The organism is Kitasatospora sp. NBC_01302, from assembly GCF_035976515.1.
Taxonomy (GTDB): Bacteria; Actinomycetota; Actinomycetes; order Streptomycetales; family Streptomycetaceae; genus Kitasatospora.
Genome location: NZ_CP108404.1, coordinates 8,527,507 through 8,545,722, shown reverse-complemented (window position 1 = coordinate 8,545,722; position 18,216 = coordinate 8,527,507). Strand labels below are relative to the sequence as shown.

13 protein-coding genes are annotated in these 18,216 nt (G+C 73.0%); 1 reads left to right on the top strand and 12 read right to left on the bottom strand.

What is annotated here, in order from left to right; all coding sequences use genetic code 11:
• Window positions 1-26: 26 nt before the first annotated feature.
• On the bottom strand, window positions 27-770 hold the full coding sequence (locus OG294_RS37035; protein WP_327070960.1) for a DJ-1/PfpI family protein: 744 nt from the start codon (window positions 768-770) through the stop codon (window positions 27-29).
• A 411-nt stretch (window positions 771-1,181) separates the two neighbouring features.
• Between OG294_RS37035 and OG294_RS37030 the strand changes: the two genes are divergently transcribed.
• Window positions 1,182-4,196 carry an AfsR/SARP family transcriptional regulator gene (locus OG294_RS37030; protein ID WP_327070959.1) on the top strand — a complete coding sequence of 1,005 codons (3,015 nt, stop codon included), beginning with the start codon at window positions 1,182-1,184 and terminating at the stop codon, window positions 4,194-4,196.
• A 70-nt stretch (window positions 4,197-4,266) separates the two neighbouring features.
• On the opposite strand, the gene OG294_RS37025 is transcribed toward OG294_RS37030, so the two are convergent.
• From OG294_RS37025 to OG294_RS36975, 11 genes are all read right to left on the bottom strand, one after another.
• Window positions 4,267-5,496, bottom strand: coding sequence for an ATP-grasp domain-containing protein (locus tag OG294_RS37025; RefSeq protein WP_327070958.1), 1,230 nt, complete (start codon window positions 5,494-5,496; stop codon window positions 4,267-4,269).
• Window positions 5,493-6,128 carry a pyridoxamine 5'-phosphate oxidase family protein gene (locus OG294_RS37020; protein WP_327070957.1) on the bottom strand — a complete coding sequence of 212 codons (636 nt, stop codon included), beginning with the start codon at window positions 6,126-6,128 and terminating at the stop codon, window positions 5,493-5,495. Before OG294_RS37020 ends, OG294_RS37025 begins: the two co-directional genes overlap by 4 nt.
• Before the next feature lie 71 nt (window positions 6,129-6,199).
• On the bottom strand, window positions 6,200-7,435 hold the full coding sequence (locus tag OG294_RS37015) for an ATP-grasp domain-containing protein (RefSeq protein WP_327070956.1): 1,236 nt from the start codon (window positions 7,433-7,435) through the stop codon (window positions 6,200-6,202).
• A 2-nt stretch (window positions 7,436-7,437) separates the two neighbouring features.
• On the bottom strand, window positions 7,438-7,938 hold the full coding sequence (locus tag OG294_RS37010; RefSeq protein ID WP_327070955.1) for a flavin reductase family protein: 501 nt from the start codon (window positions 7,936-7,938) through the stop codon (window positions 7,438-7,440).
• On the bottom strand, window positions 7,935-9,287 hold the full coding sequence (locus tag OG294_RS37005) for an LLM class flavin-dependent oxidoreductase (RefSeq protein WP_327070954.1): 1,353 nt from the start codon (window positions 9,285-9,287) through the stop codon (window positions 7,935-7,937). The genes OG294_RS37010 and OG294_RS37005 overlap by 4 nt, the downstream gene beginning before the upstream one ends.
• Before the next feature lie 42 nt (window positions 9,288-9,329).
• Entirely contained in the window at window positions 9,330-10,286 is a 957-nt protein-coding gene (locus OG294_RS37000) for a D-2-hydroxyacid dehydrogenase family protein (RefSeq protein ID WP_327070953.1), read from the bottom strand.
• A 2-nt stretch (window positions 10,287-10,288) separates the two neighbouring features.
• On the bottom strand, window positions 10,289-11,317 hold the full coding sequence (locus tag OG294_RS36995) for a mandelate racemase/muconate lactonizing enzyme family protein (protein WP_327070952.1): 1,029 nt from the start codon (window positions 11,315-11,317) through the stop codon (window positions 10,289-10,291).
• Complete coding sequence (locus OG294_RS36990; RefSeq protein WP_327070951.1) at window positions 11,314-12,693, bottom strand: DUF6025 family protein; 1,380 nt, start codon at window positions 12,691-12,693, stop codon at window positions 11,314-11,316. The genes OG294_RS36995 and OG294_RS36990 overlap by 4 nt, the downstream gene beginning before the upstream one ends.
• Window positions 12,690-15,233 carry an aconitate hydratase AcnA gene (gene acnA, locus OG294_RS36985; RefSeq protein ID WP_327070950.1) on the bottom strand — a complete coding sequence of 848 codons (2,544 nt, stop codon included), beginning with the start codon at window positions 15,231-15,233 and terminating at the stop codon, window positions 12,690-12,692. Before acnA ends, OG294_RS36990 begins: the two co-directional genes overlap by 4 nt.
• The gene (locus tag OG294_RS36980) at window positions 15,230-16,642 is read right to left on the bottom strand and encodes a citrate/2-methylcitrate synthase (RefSeq protein WP_327070949.1); all 1,413 of its coding nucleotides are present in this window, start codon (window positions 16,640-16,642) and stop codon (window positions 15,230-15,232) included. The genes acnA and OG294_RS36980 overlap by 4 nt, the downstream gene beginning before the upstream one ends.
• Window positions 16,629-18,212 (bottom strand): amino acid adenylation domain-containing protein, encoded by a 1,584-nt coding sequence (locus tag OG294_RS36975; protein WP_327070948.1) that lies wholly within the window; start codon window positions 18,210-18,212, stop codon window positions 16,629-16,631. Before OG294_RS36975 ends, OG294_RS36980 begins: the two co-directional genes overlap by 14 nt.
• Window positions 18,213-18,216: the final 4 nt, after the last annotated feature.

Sequence of the window (18,216 nt, the reverse complement as noted above, 5' to 3'; positions counted from 1 at the left end):
GCGACGAGTTCCGCGTCCCGCCCCGCTCAGTCCGCCAGGCGGGCGAGCAGCTCCGGGTGGCCGGCCAGGGCACCGGCGAGCACCTGGCGGGCGAGCGGCCGGTAGCGCCCGGTGTCCGTGCCGGCCCAGTCGATCGGACCGAACGGCGGCTGCGGGTCGTACTCGATGAGCAGCTGGATCTCGCGCGCCACCTCCTCGCCGGCCACCCGGGCGACCAGGTGGAGGGCCATGTCGATGCCGGCCGAGACGCCGGCGGCGGTGACGTAGCGGCCGTCCTCGACCCAGCGCTCGGCCACCGGGGTCGCCCCGAAGCGGGTCAGCAGGTCGCGGTACCACCAGTGGGTGGTGGCCCGGCGGCCCTCCAGCAGCCCGGCGGCGCCCAGCAGCAGCGAGCCGGTGCAGACCGAGCCCACCAGGTGGGCCCCGCTCGCGGCCTGACGCAGGCGCTCCAGCAGCTGCTCGTCGGCGAGCGCGGCGAGGGTCGGGGCCAGGCCGCCGGGAACCACCAGCGCGAACGGCTCGGGGACCTCGTCGAAGGTGTGGCTCGGCACGACCGCGAGCGGGGTGTCGGTCCCCATCGGCTCGATCCGCTCGCCGACCACCACGGTGCGGAAGCCGGGCGACAGGTCCCGCAGCGCTGAGCAGACCTGCAGCGGGCCCACCAGGTCGAGCACCGTGATGCCCGGGTAGGCGACGAAGGCGATGGTCCGGAGAGCGGTCCCGGGGTCCGCGGTCGCTCCGGTCTGGGTCTGGGTCTGGGTCTGGGACATGAGTTCGGCTCCTGGTGTGCTGCGTCGGCTCGTCCGGGGCCGGACGGCTGGTCCGGCCCCGGTCTCACCGTCGCCCACACCGCGCGCCGGCCGGGCCGAGCCGGGGCGTCGTGTCCGGAATCCTGTGATCCCTGTCCGTCGGACCTGCCCGTGAGCGCGCGCGAGCGGAATCGGGCCGGTGCAGTGCGTGCCGGTTCGATGCGTACCGGTTCGATGCGATGCAGTGCGGTTCGGTGTAGTTCGGTACAGGGCGGCAGATCAGCGGAAATGAACGCGGTGTGCCCGAAAGGACATCGCTACCCCTGATGACAATGTGACCTGCGGTTCAAGTTTGACCTGCAGTTGTAGAGTCAGCTGACGACCCTGGTACATGCCAGGTTCTGCACGCGCATCGCTTGATGGGGAGGATGCATGGCGCTCAAGCTGCTGGGCCCAGTCGAACTGGACCATGAAGGACGCTCGCTCGATCTCGGCGGACCACGGCAGCGCGTGGTCCTGGCGATGCTGGGACTGAACGTCAACCAGACCACCTCCACCGAGCAGCTGATCGACGCCGTGTGGGGCGACTCGCCTCCGGTCACCGCACGGGGTCAGATTCAAGTGGCCATCTCGACACTGCGCAAGCGGTTCGCCGAATCCGGCCGGCCGCAGGCCATCGGCACCCGCTACCCCGGCTACGTGCTCGAACTGGACCCGGCCAGTGTGGACAGCCTGGAGTTCGACCGACTGGTCGCCGTCGCCCGCGAGGAGAGCGCGGCGGGCGGCACCCTGCAGGCCGCGGCCACCCTGCGCACCGCCCTCGGACTCTGGCGCGGCCCGGCCCTGGACGGCGTGCCGAGCGACCTGGCGCAGCGCGGCGCCATCCGGCTCAACGACCGGCGGCTGACCGTCCTGGAGGAGCGCATCCGGCTGGACCTGATGCTCGGCCGGCACGGCGACCTCAGCGCCGAGCTGACCGCGCTGACCTGCCAACACCCGTTGCGCGAGCGGCTGTACGAGCTGCTGATGCTGGCGCTCTACCGCTCGGGGCGTCAGGCCGATGCGCTGGAGGTGTTCCAGCGGGCGCGCCGGGCGCTGACCGAGGAGATGGGCATCGAGCCCAGTCAGGAGCTGCGCGACCTGGAGCAGGCGATCCTGAACCAGTCCCCCGCACTCGACCTTCCCTCGACCGCCACCTCCTCGGCCACGCGCGTCCCTGCGCCCAGGTCGGCTGCACCCGAACCGGCGAAGGAGGCGGCTTTTCGTCTGACACCCCGTCAACTTCCGGCCAGCATAAGTGATTTCATCGGCCGTCGCAGTCAACTCGACGACATCAAGAAACTGATCGTACCGAACGCCCAGGAGGGATCTGCGGGCTACGCGGTGCCGATCGTGAACATCTGCGGTCCGGGGGGTGTCGGCAAGTCGGCGCTGGCCGTGCGCGCCGCACACGAGCTGGGTACGCACTTTCCGGACGGCCACCTCTACGCCGACCTGCGCAACCCGTCCGGGGACGGCCGGACCGAGACGCTGCTGGCGCGGTTCCTGCGGGCCGTCGGGGTACCGGCCAAGGCGGTGCCCGAGGACCTCCAGGAGCGGGCCGAGATGTACCGCAGCAGGCTGGCCGACAGCCGGGTCCTGGTCGTGCTCGACGGGGTGACCGACGCCGCGCAGGTGACGCCGCTCCTGCCGGGCAGCGCCAGCTGCGCGGTGATCGTCACCAGCCGGGTCCGGCTGGCGAGCGTGCCGGGCATCCACCAGGTGGACGTCGACGTCTTCGACATGTCCAACGCGCTCGACCTGCTCTCCGGGATCATCGGCCGCCCGCGCGTGGAGGCCGAACTCGACACCGCCGTCGAGCTGGTGAACCTGTGCGACGGCCTGCCGCTGGCGCTGCGGATCGCCGGGGCCCGGCTGGCCGCACACACGCACTGGCCGATCGAGCGGCTGGTGCGGCGGCTGCGCAACGAGCGCCGGCGGCTGGACGAGCTCAGCCACGGCGGCCTGGAGCTGCGCCCCACGATCAGCCTGACCTACCGGGCGCTGCCGCCGTTCGCGCAGCGGCTGTTCCGGTTGTTCGCCCTGGTGCAGGTGCCCGACTCGCCGGCCTGGATCGCGGCCGCGCTGCTGGACACCGACGCCACCACCGCCGAGGACACCCTCGACACGCTGGTCGAGGCCCAGGTGATGGACATCGTCCAGTACCCGAACTCACCGTGGCCGCGCTACCGGTTCCACGACCTGGTCCGCGCCTACGCGTGGGAGGAGTTGCTCATCAGGGAGCCGCGCGAGGAGCAGGAGGCCGCGCTGGCCCGCATGCTGGGCGGCTGGCTGGCCCTGGCCGAGGACGCCCACCGCAAGGAGTACGGCGGCGACTACACCATCATCCACGGCAGCGCGCAGCGCTGGCGGCTGCCCGAGTTCGCGACGGCCGGTCCGTCCGCCGGTCCGATGGACTGGTGGAGCACCGAACGGCGCGCGCTGGTGACGGCCGTCCGGCAGGCGGCCGACGCAGGGCTCGACGAGCTGTGCTGGGACCTGGCGCTCAGCTCGGTCACGCTCTTCGAGTCCAAGGGGTACTTCGACGACTGGGAGGAGACCGCCCGGCTGGCCCACGAGGCCGCGCTGCGCGCCGGCAACCCGGTCGGGCAGGGGGCGATGCTCTACTCGCTGGGGACCCTGCACATGTTCCAGGCCCACATCGAGCAGGCGCAGGACTACTTCGGCCGGGCCCAGGTCCTGTTCGAGACGGCTGGGCACGACCACGGGCGTGCCCTGGTACTGCGCAACTCCGCCTACCTGGACGGGCTGCGCGGCGAGCACGTGGCGATGCGCGAGAAGTACGACGAGGCGCTGACCGTGATGCGGCTGGTCTGCGACCGGATCGGCGAGGCGCACATCCTGCGCAGCCTGGCGGGCTGGTGGATGACCGCCGGCAGCATCGACCGGGCCCGCGGCATGCTGGAGCAGGCCCTGGTGATCTCCCAGGAGGAGAAGTGCCTGCGGGTGGAGGCCCAGGTGCTGCAGCGCTTCGCCGAGCTGTACCTGGCCACCGACCAGGTGCCGCAGGCCATCGAGGCGCTGCGGGAGGTGCTGCGGATCGTGCGGGACATGGGGGACCGGATCGGCGAGTCGTACGCACTGTACGGCCTGGGCACCGTGCGCCAGCGCGAGGGGCGGCTGGAGAGCGCGGTCGAGACGCTCACCCGGGCGCTGAACCTCTCGCGGCAGGTCGGCGAGCGGGCGATCGAGGCCCGGTCGCGCTACGCGCTCGGCGAGATCGCGCTGCAGCGGGCCGACTACGCGCTGACCACCACGCACCTGGAGGCGTCCCGGGCGCTGTTCGCCGAACTGGGCGCGCAGTCCTGGCTGGAGCGGGCCGAGGACCTGCTGGCCGAGGTCGGGCCGCCGGCGGTGCTGTGCTCCGCCCAGCCGGAAGCCTGCTGAGGCGGCAGGTGCCCCAGGAGCGCCGCGTGCCCGGCCGAGACCGCCGGGCTCGCGGCGCTCGCGCGCCCACTCAGCTCTCCCAGCGGATCCGGTCCGCGTACCAGGCGGCCAACTCGTCGGCGTGCTGCGCCACTTCGGCGGCGTCCCGACCGGTGATCACATAGCCGCAGAGGAACTTGCCGGACTTCTGACCGCCCTGGTAGGACTCGCCGACCGTCCCGTGCAGGCGCTGTTCGACCACGAAGTCCGGCGGGTCCCCCGGCAGCGCGGCGAGCCGGCCGTGTTCGGGGTAGAAGACGACCCAGCCCGCCGCCCGGCCCGGTTCGGCCCCGCGCACCGCCTCGCGCACGGCCTCGCCGGGGGCGGCCGGGCCGCCGAGCTGGGCGGCGAACCACCGCTCGTCCAGGTCGAAGCCGTTGCAGGCGCGGATCGCCGCTCCGGTGAGCGCGCCGCCGGTGCGGCTGGCGACCTCGCACAGCACCAGGCGGTCGTCCGGGGTCAGGAAGACCTCCAGGTGGAAGGTGGTGCACTCAGGGGTCGGCAGGGCGGCCAGCACCTGCTCGGCGTACCGGGTCAGCCGCGGCACCAGTGGGTCGTCCCCGGTGAGCTGGGCCGCCCCCAGGTAGTCCCCGGAGCGGAACGACAGGCAGTCGTTGAGGTAGTGCGAGACGTAGGCGGCGGCCAGGCGGCCGTGCGTGAGCAGGCCGTCGACGATGTACATCCGCCCTTCGACGAAGGTCTCCACCTCGGCGTGCTCCGGCAGGCCCGCCCGCAGCAGCGCGCCGAGGTCGGCCTCCTCGTGCAGGATGTGGGTGCCGGTGGAACCGGACCCGTAGGCCGGCTTCACCACGACCGGGTACCCGTGCTCCCGGATGAACCCGAACAGGTCGAAGGCGACCCGCACCGGCGCGAACTGCGGCACCGCGATGCCGCGTTCGCGCAGGATCGTCTTCATCAGCACCTTGTCGCGGAACGCCTGGGCGCTGTCCCAGTGCTGGCCGGGCACGTCGAGCAGTTCGCGCAGCCGGGCCGCGCGCAGCACGTCCCCCTCGCCGCGGGCGAGCACCGCGGACGGGCGCTGCCCGCCGGCCGACTCCAGTGCGGCCAGCTCCAGTTCGCCGCCCTCGTGGTAGCCCGTGATGGGCCGGGCCTCGGGCAGGTGGGCGTACTGCGGGTACTTCTCGGCGGAGACCAGCAGGGTCAGCCGGGCGCCGGCCCCGGCCGCCCAGGCGTCGTAGGGGGTGTCGGCGTGGTCGCTGTCGACGAAGGCGAGCGCGTGGGGCGCCGTGCCGGCGGTCACCGGTGCTCCTCCTCGCCGACCGAACCGACCGAACCGGTAGTGCCGGCCGTGCCGGCCGTGCCGACGGCGCCGACCAGGTGGTCGCGGGCCGGCCGGGCCGGCAGGCCGTCGATACTGCTGCTGTTCTTGGTCAGCATGTACTCCTCCAGCTGTTGTCGGGTCTTTCGCTCACCCCACTTGTCCTGCAGGTCGCGTTCCCGCACCAGGTCCATCTCGGGCACGGTGAACCCGCAGGAGTCGGTGATCCGGTGGATGTGCGCGACGATGATCGAGCGCGGGATCGGGTGGCTGCCGAAGCGGCCGATCAGGTCGTCCCAGCGCGGATCGTCGGGGAAGACGCACTCCCCCCGGCCGTACAGGCGCAGGATCTTCGGCTGCCGGGAGAACGAGCAGAGCATCAGCGTGATCCGCTCGTTCTCCCGCAGGTGTGCGATGGTCTCGGCGCCCGAGCCGATGAGGTCGAGGTAGGCGACCGTGGTGCCGTCCAGCACCGTGATGGTGTCCATGCCCCCTTTGGGCGAGACGTTGACGTGTCCGTCGCGGTTCAGCGGGGCGGTGGCCACGAAGAACATCGGCGCCTGGGCGATGAACTCCACCAGTCGGGGGGTCAGTTCCTGGTACTGCTGTCCCATCTGCCGTTCTCCTCAGGTCGGGAGCGGGTGTCAGGTCGGGAGCGGGCGTCAGCTCAGGAGCAGGTCCCGGCTCAGGCCCAGCGGGCGCTCTGCCGCCACCACCGCACCGCCTGGTCGATCCGCTCCGCCACCTCGGCGGGGTCGGCGCCGCGGACCAGGGCCGTGGCCGCGCCCTCGGCCGCGTGCGCCACCCCCTGGCACACCGTCCCCGCCTCCAGCTGGAGGCTGAGCTCGACCCCGGGGACGGGGCACGGCCCGGCCGGGGGCGTGAAGGTGCCGTGCCCCGGGGGAATGACCAGCCAGCCGTAGTAGCCCCCCTCGGGCTGCTCGGGCTGGTGGCGCAGGGTGAGCTCGGAACCGCACTGCGCGCGAAGCCCCTCGCGGGCCAGCTGCACCCCGAACGCGCGCTCGTAGACCTGGGCGATCCCGGCGCCGCCGGCCCGGCTGGCGATCTCGCAGAGCACCGGCTTGCCGTCGGCGCGGATCCACGCCTCCAGGTGGAAGGCCATCGGGCCGTCCGCGACGGGCAGCGCGGCTATCAGGTCGGCCGTGAGCTTCATCAGCACGGCGTGGCGCGGGTCCTCGGCCGCGATCAGCACGCTGGACAGGCTGGAGTCGTGCTCCAGGTGCTCGGCGACCCCGCTGTTGTACTGCGAGGGCCAGCCGTGCACGATCCGGCCCTCGGACATGATGCCGTCCACGTGGCAGAAGTCGCCCTCGACGAAGAACTCGGCCATCCAGTGGCCGGGCAGGTAGGGCAGCGTCGACTCCTGCTCGCGGGCCAGGAACGCGTCCACGCCCTGCTGGTCGCGCAGCACGTGCACGCCCTCGGCGCCGTAGCCGGAGCGCGGCTTGACCACCACGGGGTAGCCGACCGTGTCGATGAACTCCATCAGGTCCATCGCGCTGTCCACCGCGGTGAACGCCGGTACCGGCAGGCCGGCCTGGCGGGCCAGCTGCTTCATCAGCACCTTGTCGCGGTAGGCGATCGCCGAGGCCGGGCTCTGGCCGGGCAGGCCGAGCCGGGCGCGCAGCCGGGCCGCGCGCAGCACGTCCTGCTCGCTGGTGGAGGCGATCCGGTCCACCGAGAACTCGCGGGCGGCCTGCTCGGCGGCCAGGTCGGAGGACCACGCGTGGTAGTCGGCCACCAGCCGGTGGCGGGGGAAGTACTTGGCGAGCTCCTCCGGCGTGTCCGCAACCGCCTTCTCGGTGGTGAACAGGACGACGGTGTCCGGGGTGTCGTCCAGCCACTCCTGCAGCGGACGGGAGGAGAGCGGCTGGCGGGAGAGAATGAGCGTGGTGGTCATGATCAGCTCCTGACGAGGGCGGGGTGGGGGACGGGCTGCATGGCGCCGTGCAGGTGGACCAGGCTGTCGCCCGGCGCGCCCTGCCGGGCGTGCTCGACGGCGGCGACGACGACGTGGTGGTCGCCGATCCTCAGGGTGTCCTGCCGGGAGCAGACCAACCAGCTGAGGCAGTCGTCCAGCAGCGGGACGCCGTGCGGGCCGAGCCGCCAGCGGGTGGCGGGGCCGAAGCGGTCGGCGCCCTTGCTGGCGAACAGCTGGGCCAGGTCCCGCTGTTCGGCGCTGAGGATCTGGATGCCGAACCACTCGCTGTCGCGGACCTGCTGCCAGGTGGAGGAGGTCTCGGCCAGCGCGAAGGAGACCAGGGCGGGCTCGGCGCTGATCGAGGTGAAGGAGGTGATGGTGACGCCGACCGGGCCGGGCGCGGTGAGCACCACGATGCCGGCGGCGTGCGAGCGCAGTACCGAGCGCAACTGACTGGCGTCGACGTCCGTCCGCGTGGTCACTTGACGGCTCCCGTCGCGCGGTGGGCCGGGCGAGCCAGGCCGAGGTTCTCGCGCAGCGTCGTGCCCTCGTACGCGGTGCGCATCAGGCCGCGCTTCTGCAGCTCGGGCACCAGCAGCGTGACGATCTGGTCCAGGCCGTCGGGCAGGCAGTCGGGCATGATGTTGAAGCCGTCGGCGCCGTCGTTGACGAACCACTCCTCCAGCACGTCGGCGATCGACTCGGCGGTGCCGACCAGCCGGTGGTGGCCGCGGCCGGCCGAGACCGTCTGGTAGACCTGACGGATCGTCAGCCCCTGGCTGCGGGCCTGCTGGTAGATCAGCTGCTGCTTGCTGATGCTGCCGCCGGTCTCCGGGAGCTCGGGCAGCGGGCCGTCCAGGTCGTAGCCGGACAGGTCGACGTCGCCGAGCTGCGCGGTGAGCAGGCTCATCCCGAGCACCGGGTCGACCAGGCTCTGGAGTTCGTCGAACCGGTCCTCGGCCTCGGACTGGGTGCGGCCGAGGATCAGGAACGCGCCGGGCATCACCTTGAGGCTGTCGGGGTCGCGGCCGTGGTCGGCGACCTGCTTGCGCAGTCCGAGGCGGTAGGTCCGGGCCTGGTCCAGGGTCTGCTGGACGGTGAAGACGACCTCCGCCCACTGCGCGGCGAAGTCCTGGCCGTCCGCCGAGGAGCCGGCCTGGACGATGACCGGGTGGCCCTGCGGCGGGCGCGAGACGTTGAGCGGGCCGCGGACCGAGAAGTGCTCGCCCTTGTGGCCGAGGATGTGCAGCTTGGCGGGGTCGAAGTAGCGCCCGGACTCCTTGTCGTAGAGGAAGGCGTCGTCCTCCCAGCTGTCCCACAGGCCGGTGACCACCTCCATGAACTCCCGGGCGCGGTGGTACCGGGCGCTGTGGTCGGGCTGCTGCTCCAGGTTGAAGTTGCGCGCCTCGGCGTCGGTGGCCGAGGTGACCACGTTCCAGCCGGAGCGCCCGTTGCTGAGGTGGTCGAGCGAGGCGAACTTGCGGGCGATGTGGAAGGGCTCGTTGTAGGTCGTGGAGGCGGTCGCGGTCAGGCCGATGTTGGTGGTGTGCACGGCGAGCGCGGAGAGCAGGGTCAGCGGCTCGAAGTGGACCATGCGGCCCTGGCGGCTGAGCTCGTCGGCGTCCTTGTAGTGGGTGCGTACACCGGCGCCGTCGGACAGGAAGACCATGTCGAACAGGCCGCGCTCGGCGGTCTGCACCAGCGAGCGGTAGTAGTCGAACTCCAGGCTGCCCTGCGGACGCGAGCGGGGGTGGCGCCAGGCGGCGACGTGGTGGCCGGGGGCCGGCAGGAAGGCGCCGAGCTTCATGGTGCGGCGCGGGGTGGTGGTCACGGCTGATCGCTCCGATCGGGACGTTCGGTGAAGAGGTTCGGGTCAGGAGAGGCGGCGGACGGGCGAGCCGGCCAGGAAGGCCTGGATGTCCTCGACCGCGTGGCCGTAGTAGGTCCGGTAGTTGTCACCGGTGACGTAGCCCAGGTGCGGGGTGGCCAGCAGGCGCGGGGCGGTGCGCATGGGGTGGTCGGCGGGCAGCGGTTCGAGGTCGAAGACATCGATGCCCGCACCGGCGATGGTGCCCTCCCGCAGCGCGTCCAGCAGGGCGTCCTGGTCGACGATGGCCGCCCGGGAGGTGTTGACCAGGTAGGCGGTCGGCTTCATCAGGCCCAGCTCCCGCGCGCCGAGCAGGCCCCGGCTGCGCTCGCCGAGCTTCAGGTGGACCGACACGAAGTCGGCACCGGCCAGCAGTTCCTCCTTGGAGCCGGCGAGCTCCACGCCGGCCTCCGCGGCCCGCTCGGCGGTGAGGTTCGGGCTCCAGGCCACCACCCGCATGCCGAAGGCGAGGGCGATCCGGGCCACCCGGGTGCCGATCTGGCCGAGGCCGAGCAGGCCCAGGCAGGCGCCGTTCAGGTCGGTGCCGACCGTGTTCTGCCAGCCCCCGGTGCGCACCGCCGTGTTCTCGGCGACCAACTGCCGGGCCAGGCCGAGCAGCAGCGCGAAGGTCAGTTCGACCGGCGGCACCGAGGAGCTGGCCGTACCGCACACGGTGACGCCGTGCCGCTCGGCGGCGGCCTGGTCGATCACCGAGTTGCGCATGCCGGAGGCGACCAGCAGGCGCAGCTTCGGCAGTCGGGCGAAGAGCGAGGCGGGGAAGGCCACCCGCTCCCGCAGCGTGACGATGATATCGAAGTCCGCCAGGGCGGAGGCAAGTTCGTCCTCGTTCGGGAAGTGTTCGGGGAACCGGACGAGCTCCACCTGGTCGGCGATCGGCGACCAGTCGGCGTGGGTGAGGGCGGCGTCCTGGAAGTCGTCGAGGAGGGCGCAGCGCAGACGCATGATCAGTTCTCTTTCGTACGTGTGGTGGTGCTGTCGGCGGTACCGGCGCCGGCAGTGGTGACACCGAGGCCGGGGCCGTCCGGCAGCGTGAGGGCGCCGCGGTCGATGCCGAGGCCCCGGAACGGGTCGTCACGCAGGTTGAGCGGTCCGTCCAGATCCAGGTGGTCGGCCAGCGAGGCGAGTTGGGCCATCGCCGTGACACCGAGGGTGCTCTCATTCTTGCACCCGAGCATGATCCGCAGACCGGCGGCGCGCGCCAGGACGATCATGTCGAGTGCGGCGCGCAGTCCCCCGCACTTGGTCAGTTTGATGTTGACGCCCGAGACGGCGCCGCGCAGCCGCTGGATGTCGGCCGGGCCGGCGCAGTCCTCGTCGGCGAAGACCGGGATCGGGGAGCGCTGGTGGACGTGGCGCAGCCCGTCCGCGTCGCCCGCGGGCACCGGCTGCTCCAGCAGCTCGACGCCGTGCCGGTCGAGCTCGGCGACGACCCGCAGCGCGCGCTCGGGCTCCCAGGAGCCGTTGCCGTCGACCCAGATCCGCCCCGGGTAGGTGCGGCGCAGGTGGCCGACCCGGGTGCCGTCGTCGTCCGCGGTGAGCTTCAGCTTGAGGATCGGCCAGTCGCGGTACGCGGCCCCGCGCTCGGCCAGTTCCTCGTTGGAGCAGGCGCCCAGGGAGAGCGCGGTGGGCGCGATCGGGGCGCCGGCCAGGCCGAGCAGCTCGTGCAGCGGCCGTCCCGTCGCCTTGCCGAGCAGGTCGTGCAGGGCCAGGTCGACGCCGGCCAGCATCGCCGGGCGGATGCCGGCGGCGGCGAGCCGGTCCAGGGTGTGCCGCAGGGTGAACGGGGAGGCGTCCGCGAGCAGCTCGGCGCAGGCCTCGGGTTCGCCCGGCTCGACGGCCAGCGCCGCGCCGTACCCGGTCAGACCCTGCCAGGAGAGGCGGACCACGCTCTGGCGCACCTCGGTGGTGACCCCCCGGTTGCTGGTGAAGGGGTGCGTGAGGGGGATCGCCACGCGCTCGTGGGTCATCCTCATCCGCCGCACACCTCCTCGAAGGCCGAGACCAACGAGGAGGCCTGGCGGAACGTCAGCTCACGGAAGCCCTCCGGCTCGGTGGACAGGTCGGCCTCCCGCGCCGCGCCGTCCCGCGGCACCCCGGCCTCGGGCCGGAAGCGACCGCGCAGGTAGTCGGAGAAGTCCTCCTCCCGGGAGGCCACTTCGCGCAGTGCGACGTCGTGGACCTGCTCCGGATCGGCGGCGCGCACCGCCTTGATCACGCCGGCCAGCTGGTCCAGGTCGCCGAAGGAGGAGCCGGGCGGGCAGAGCATGAAGACCTGGGCCGGCAGCAGGACGAAACAGATCGGCTTGGCCTCGGGGAAGTGGCGCACCAGGGTGCGCAGGATCTTGCGCATCGGACTCAGCCGGGTCTTGCGCGCGAAGTAGCCGTTGCGGCGCGGCGGGCAGCCCGCCATGGCGCGGGCGCCCCAGTGCAGGTGGGTGATGAACGGCCCCTCGTCGGGGATGCCGGTCTCCTCGGGCCGGTGCTCGCCGAACAGTGCGAACAGCACGTTGGCCAGCAGCAGCGAGGGCACCGGCAGGACGGTGGGCAGGGCGGCGATGTTCGCGAAGAACCAGGTCGGCTCGGTCAGTGCGCGCAGCGTGAGCAGGGTGCCCTCGGCCAACGCGCGCACGGAGTCGTAGCGGTGGCCGTCCAGCAGGAACCCGGCGCCGTCGCGCACCGGCCCGCAGCGGCCCACCTGGCCGTCCAGGTGGACGGCGTGGCTGAGCAGCTCCGACAGGGTCCGCTCCGGGCTGCTGTCCGCGACCGCCTCCGTGATCAGCACGCAGAGCATGTCCAGCAGCAGCGCCTCGTTGTCCATCAGCGACTGCGCCCAGCTCTTGAAGCGGTAGCCGGGGATGCCCAGCATGCGCTCCCAGTGCACGGTGATCAGCGCGGCCAGTTCGCCCTCGCGCTCGGTCTGCACCAGCGGGCAGAAGAGCGGTCGGCCGCGGTCGCGCAGCGCGAACTGCCGACCGTCCCAGGTGTACAGCGGCAGGGCCCGGGCGCCGCCCCGCTCGACCAGCGAGCCGGGCAGGTAGACGTCGTCACCGCCCTCGGTGTCCGCCTCGGTGCGGGTGAATCCGTAGATCAGCGGGTAGCCGTGGCCGGCGCCGCAGATGGCGCCGTTGAAGTCCATCGCCCCGGCCCGGCCCTGGGCGATGTCCGCCCAGTTGCCGAGGTGTCCGGTGCGCGGCGGCAGCAGATCGTCGTGCCGGTGGATCACGTCGAGGACGGTGCCGATCGGCACGTCCCGGGTGCCGAGGTGGACCGGGGTGAGGGTCCGGGTGCCGTCGGCGAGCCCTTCGGCGTCCGCGCCCAGGCCGAGTTCACCAAGGATCTGCAGGCTCATCGGGCCTCCTCCGCGCGCAGCCGCTCCAGCAGGTAGGGCAGCGTGCCGCCGGATCCCAGGACCTCCCACTCGCCGGCCGAGCGGACGTCCGCCCGGGCGGTGAGGACCACCTCGCCGGCGGCCACCCGCACCCGTCCGGTGGCGGCGACCTCGCCCAGGTCGAGCTCGAACTCCTCCGCCCCGGTGAGGCCGAGGTCGGCCCAGGTCTGCCCCTCGGGCAGCAGCAGCGGCAGGATGCCCATCGCGCACAGGTTGCCCCGGTGGATGCGCTCGTAGCTCTCGGCGAGCACTGCCCGCACGCCGAGCAGCCGCGGCCCCTTGGCCGCCCAGTCCCGGGAGGATCCGGTGCCGTAGTTCTTGCCGGCCAGTACGATCAGCGGAGTACCGGCCAGGGCGTAGCGCTCGGCGGCCTCGAAGACCGGCAGCCGCTCGCCGGTGGGCAGGTGGGTGGTGGTGCCGCCGCCCGCTCCCTCGACCAGGTGGTTGCGCAGTCGCGGGTTGCTGAACGTGGCCCGGGCCATCACCTCGTGGTTGCCCCGGCGTGAGCCGTAGGAGTTGAGCTCGGCCGTCGCGCGCTCGTGCAGGTAGCGTCCGGCCGGGGAGTGCTCGGGGATCGAGCCGACCGGCGAGATGTGGTCGGTGCTGACGTTGTCGCCGAGCGCCACGAGCACCCGGGCGCCGCGCAGCTCGGTGGGCAGCGCCGTGGCCGGGCCGACGTACGCCGGCGGCCGGATGTAGGTGGACTCCTCGTCCCAGGCGAAGACCTCGCCGCCCGGTACCGTCAGGTCGGCCCAGCCGGCGTCCGGGGCCTGGCCCGCGCCGTAGACCTCGGTGGTCACGAACTCCTTCTCCAGCGCGAGCAGTTCCTCGGTGCTCGGCCACAGGTCCGCGAGCCGGACCGGTGCCCCGTCGGCGTCGGTGCCCAGCGGCTCGCTGCTCAGGTCGATCCGGACGTGGCCGACCAGCGCGAGGGCGACGACCAGGGCCGGGGAGCCGAGGTAGGCCGCGCGGACCTGGGCGTGCACCCGGGCCTCGAAGTTGCGGTTGCCGCTGAGCACCGCGCAGGCCGTCACGCCGTCGCGCTCGACGGCCTCGGCCATCTCGGGGTGCAGCCCGCCGCTGCCGCCGTTGCAGGTCATGCAGCCGTAGCCGGCGACGTGGAAGCCGAGTTGCTCCAGATCGGCGAGCAGGCCGGCCTTCTCCAGGTAGCGGGTGACCGCCTGGGAGCCGGGCGACAGGCTCGTCTTGACGTGCGGCGGCACCCTCAGGCCGCGGGCCACGGCCCGCCGGGCCAGCAGGCCGGCCGCGAGCATGGCCTGCGGGTTGGAGGTGTGGGTGCAGGAGGTGATGGCGGCGATCGCCAGGTCGCCGTCGCGGTGCGGGCCGGTCTGCCGGGACTCGCCGGTGAGCACGCTCGCGAGCGAGCCGGGCAGCTCGGCCAGCGTGAGGTGCTGGTCGGGCCGGCTGGGGCCGGCCAGGCTCGGACGGACCGAGCCGAGGTCGAACTCGACGATCCGGCCGAAGGCGGGCTCGGTGGCCGACCGCAGCAGCTGCTGCCGGCCGCAGTACTCCTCGACCTGCCGGACGTGCGCCGCCGGGCGGCCGGTCTCCCGCAGGTAGGCCAGGGTCTGGGCGTCGACCGGGAAGAACGCGGTCATCGCGCCGTACTCGGGCGCCATGTTGGCGATCGTGCAGCGGTCGGCGACCGACAGGCCCTCGATGCCGGGGCCGGTGAACTCCAGCATCAGACCGCGGACGTTCTCCTGGCGCAGCAGCCGGGTCAGGGTGAGCGCGAGGTCCGCCGCGGTGGTGCCGGCCGGGACCGCGCCGGTCAGCCGCACGCCCACCACCGCGGGGATCCGGATCGGGTGGGCCAGCCCGAGCATCAGGGCCTCCGCCTCCAGCCCGCCGACGCCCCAGCCCAGCACGCCCATGCCGTTGACCATGGTGGTGTGGCTGTCGGTGCCGATGACGGTGTCGGGCACGAGCCGGCCGTCCTGGTCGGTGGCGACCACGGTGGCCAGCTGTTCGAGGTTGACCTGGTGCACGATGCCCTGGCCCGGCGGGATCACCCGCAGCCCGTCGAAGGCCTCCTCGGCCCAGCGCAGGAACCCGTACCGCTCCCGGTTGCGGGTCATCTCCCGCGCCTCGTTGCGGGCCTGGGCGTCGGGCCGGCCCGTCCAGTCGGCCTGCACCGAGTGGTCGACGACGACGTCGACAGGCAGGCCCAGGTTCACCCGGCGCGGCTCGCGCACCTGGTCGCGCAGGGCGGCGAGGTCCACCAGCAGCGGGATGCCGGTGTAGTCCTGCACCAGGATCCGGGCGGGGCGGAAGGCCATCTCCAGGGCCGGGTCCCGGCCCTCGGCCAGGCGCTCCAGCAGCTGCCCGGCCTGCTCCTCGGCCCCCTCGCGCAGCAGCGACTCGGCGAGCACCCGCCCGCAGTACGGGACGGCGGCGAGGTCCAGGCCCGCCCGCTCGGCGAAGGCCGGCAGGTCGGTGGCCGGCGCGGGCCGCTGGTCGATCAGCGTGTCGGCGGTCATACGGCGGCTCCGGGGAACGGGCGCGAGGCGGGGCCCTGGTAGTCGAGCAGCGGGCGGATCAGCACGTTGTTCGCCTGCTGCTCCAGCGCCTGGGCCACCCAGCCGGCGGTGCGGCCGATCGCGAACAGCACGATGGCCAGGTCGTCCGGCAGGCCCAGCAGGCGGTAGGCCAGGCCCGCGTACAGGTCGACGTTGGGCGCCAGGCCGTGGCGACCGTAGGGCTCCATCGCGGCGGCCACCGCGTCGAGGATCGCCAGGCCGCTCTCGTCGCCCCGCTCGCGGCTCAACTCGACGACGGTCTCCCGCAGATGACGCACCCGCGGGTCCTCGGTGCGGTAGACGCGGTGGCCGAAGCCCATCACCGGCTCGCTGCTGCCGAAGCGCTCCGCCACGTAGCGCGGGGCGTTCTCGGGCGAGCCGACCGCGTCGACCAGCTTGACGGCGCGCTCGGCCGCCCCGCCGTGCACCGAGCCGGCGAAGACCGCCAGCGCCGCGGTGATCGCGGCGTTCATCCCGGCGCGGCTGCCGACGGCGACCCGGGCGGCCACCGTGGAGGCGTTGGAGCTGTGGTCGGCGTGGACGATGAAGCCCTTGTTGATGAACCGCACCGCGGCCGGCGTCGGGGCCTGGCCCAGCAGCGCCGTCAGGAACGCCTCCGCGTAGGGGAGGTCCTCCTGCGGCACCAGCGGCTCGCGGCCGTTGCGCACGGCGTGGTGGGCTGCGACGATCATGGGGATCCGGGCCAGCAGCGTCAGCCCGGCCTCGCGGGACTCGGCCGGCGTCTCGTCCCGGCTGCGGTCGCCCGGGGTGAGCGCGCCCAGGGCGGAGACGCAGGTGCGCAGCGCGTCCGTGGGGTGGGCCTCGGCCAGCGACCGGATCAGGTCGAGGACCGGTGCGGGCAGCTCGCGGCGGGCGCTCAGCTCCTTGCGGAAGACCTCCAGCGCGCCCTGGTCCGGCAGCTCGCCGTTCACCAGCAGGTGGGCGACCTCCTCGAAGCTCGCGTTGCGGGCCAGGTCGTGGATGCTGTAGCCGCGGTACTCCAGGATTCCCTCGGTCCCGTCGATCCGGGTGATCGCGGAGTGGTCGAGCACCACGCCCTCCAGCCCGCGGTGCACGGTGACCGCCGCGGCGGCGGGTGCGGCGGCTGCGGGTGCGGCGGCGGGGCCGGGGGCCGGTGCCGGTGCGGCGGCGGGGCCGTCGGCCAGGAACTCGCGGATCGCCGCCACCGAGCGCAGGGCGAGGGTCAGCTCGTCGTCGATGCGCACCCCGTGCGCCTTCTCGATGGCCACCATCAGCGAGACGTGGCCCAGCGAGTCCCACTCGCGGACGGACTGGTACTCCAGGTCGTCGGTGATCAGGTCGGCCTGAATGCCGAGGGTCTGGGCGATGAGCTGGTCAGCGCTGTGCATCGTTGCCTCCGTTGAAGCTGAACTGGTCGGTCACGTTCTTGGCGCGGTCGTCGAGCCAGCAGCGCAGTGCGTTGCGGTCGACCTTGCCGTTGCCGTTCACCGGCATCTCGTCGATGACGTGGACGGACTTGGGCACCATGTAGGCGGGCAGTCGGTCGGCCGCCGTCTCGGCGAGCCGGCCGGGGTTGGCGGCGCCGGAGACGACGGCGGTGATCGTCCCCGGGTCGGGCCAGGTGAGGCAGACGGCCTCGGCGCAGCCGTTGCGGCGCAGGACCGCCTCGATCTCGCCGAGCTCGACGCGGTAGCCGCCGACCTTCACCTGCTGGTCGTTGCGGCCGATGTAGACGAAGCCGGCCTCCTGCCGGCGCACCAGGTCGCCGGTGCGGTAGTAGGTCCGGCCCTCGTGCTCGAAGTAGCGCTCGGCGGTCAGCTCCGGCGCCTGCCAGTAGCCCGGGGTGGTCTGCGCGCCGGCGACGCACAGCTCCCCCGTCCCGCCGTCGGGCACCGGCGCCAGGTCCTCGTCGACGACGAGCGGGTGCAGCCCCGGGAACACCTCGCCGATCGGCACGTTGTCGTGCACGCACAGCTCCGGGCTGGTGGCCGGGTCCCAGCGGTGCACCGAGCAGGCGATGGTCAGCTCGGTGGGCCCGTAGAGGTTCTCCACCGTCGAGTTCGGCGCGGCCGCCTGCCAGGCCTCGGCGAGCTGGCGGGGCAGCGCCTCGCCGCAGAACAGGCTCCAGCGCAGTGTGGGCATCCGGCCCGGGGTCAGCGCGTCGCGCTTGTTCAGCACCGCGGCCACCGAGGGCACCGAGAACCAGACGGTGATGCCGTTGCGCTCCAGGTAGCCGAAGGGCGCGAGGAGTTCGAGGGAGTCCATGGCGCAGACCCGGGCGCCGTGCTCCCAGGCCATGAACAGGTCGAAGACGGACAGGTCGAAGGTCTGGTCGAAGGTCTGGCTCAGCCGGTCCTGCGGCGTCAGGCGGTAGCGCTGCTGCGCGGCGTCCAGGAAGGCACGCGCATTGCCGTGGGTGACCGGCACCCCCTTGGGCGTGCCGGTGCTGCCCGAGGTGAACAGCAGGTAGGCGAGGTCGTCCGGGGCCGCCTGCGGCAGCTCGGCCAGCGGCTCGGCGCCGGCCAGGTCGGCCTCGGTCAGCACCACCGGCGGCTGCGCCAGGTCGGCGATCAGCTCGTCGAGCTGGGCCTTCGAGGCGGCGTCCACGATGACCGCGTCGAGCTCGGCGCGGGCCAGCATGGAGGCGGTCCGCGCCTGCGGGAACCGGCGGTTGAGCGGGACGAACGCGGCGCCGGCGGCCAGGGCGGCCAGCACGCCGAGGTAGGAGGCCTCGTTGCGGTAGGCGAAGACGCCCACCCGGCGGGGCTGGTGGCCGACCGCCTGGTGCAGTCGGGCGGCCCAGCCGCGGGCGCTGCGGTCGAGTTCCGCGTAGCTGTAGTGGCGCCGGCCGATGGTCAGCGCGATGTCGTCGGGGCAGGCGGCGGCATGGGCGAAGAAGCCCGAACCGAGGCCGCGCGAGAGGGCGGTGAGAATCCGGTTGGAATCGGTGACGGTCATGGTG

Coding starts and splice junctions, on each gene's coding strand:
- OG294_RS36975 (WP_327070948.1), bottom strand. CDS start 18,212: ATGACCGTCACCGATTCCAACCGGATTCTCACCGCCCTCTCGCGCGGC.
- OG294_RS37035 (WP_327070960.1), bottom strand. CDS start 770: ATGTCCCAGACCCAGACCCAGACCCAGACCGGAGCGACCGCGGACCCC.
- acnA (WP_327070950.1), bottom strand. CDS start 15,233: ATGACCGCCGACACGCTGATCGACCAGCGGCCCGCGCCGGCCACCGAC.
- OG294_RS37000 (WP_327070953.1), bottom strand. CDS start 10,286: ATGCGTCTGCGCTGCGCCCTCCTCGACGACTTCCAGGACGCCGCCCTC.
- OG294_RS36980 (WP_327070949.1), bottom strand. CDS start 16,642: ATGCACAGCGCTGACCAGCTCATCGCCCAGACCCTCGGCATTCAGGCC.
- OG294_RS36995 (WP_327070952.1), bottom strand. CDS start 11,317: ATGAGGATGACCCACGAGCGCGTGGCGATCCCCCTCACGCACCCCTTC.
- OG294_RS37030 (WP_327070959.1), top strand. CDS start 1,182: ATGGCGCTCAAGCTGCTGGGCCCAGTCGAACTGGACCATGAAGGACGC.
- OG294_RS37020 (WP_327070957.1), bottom strand. CDS start 6,128: ATGGGACAGCAGTACCAGGAACTGACCCCCCGACTGGTGGAGTTCATC.
- OG294_RS37015 (WP_327070956.1), bottom strand. CDS start 7,435: ATGACCACCACGCTCATTCTCTCCCGCCAGCCGCTCTCCTCCCGTCCG.
- OG294_RS36990 (WP_327070951.1), bottom strand. CDS start 12,693: ATGAGCCTGCAGATCCTTGGTGAACTCGGCCTGGGCGCGGACGCCGAA.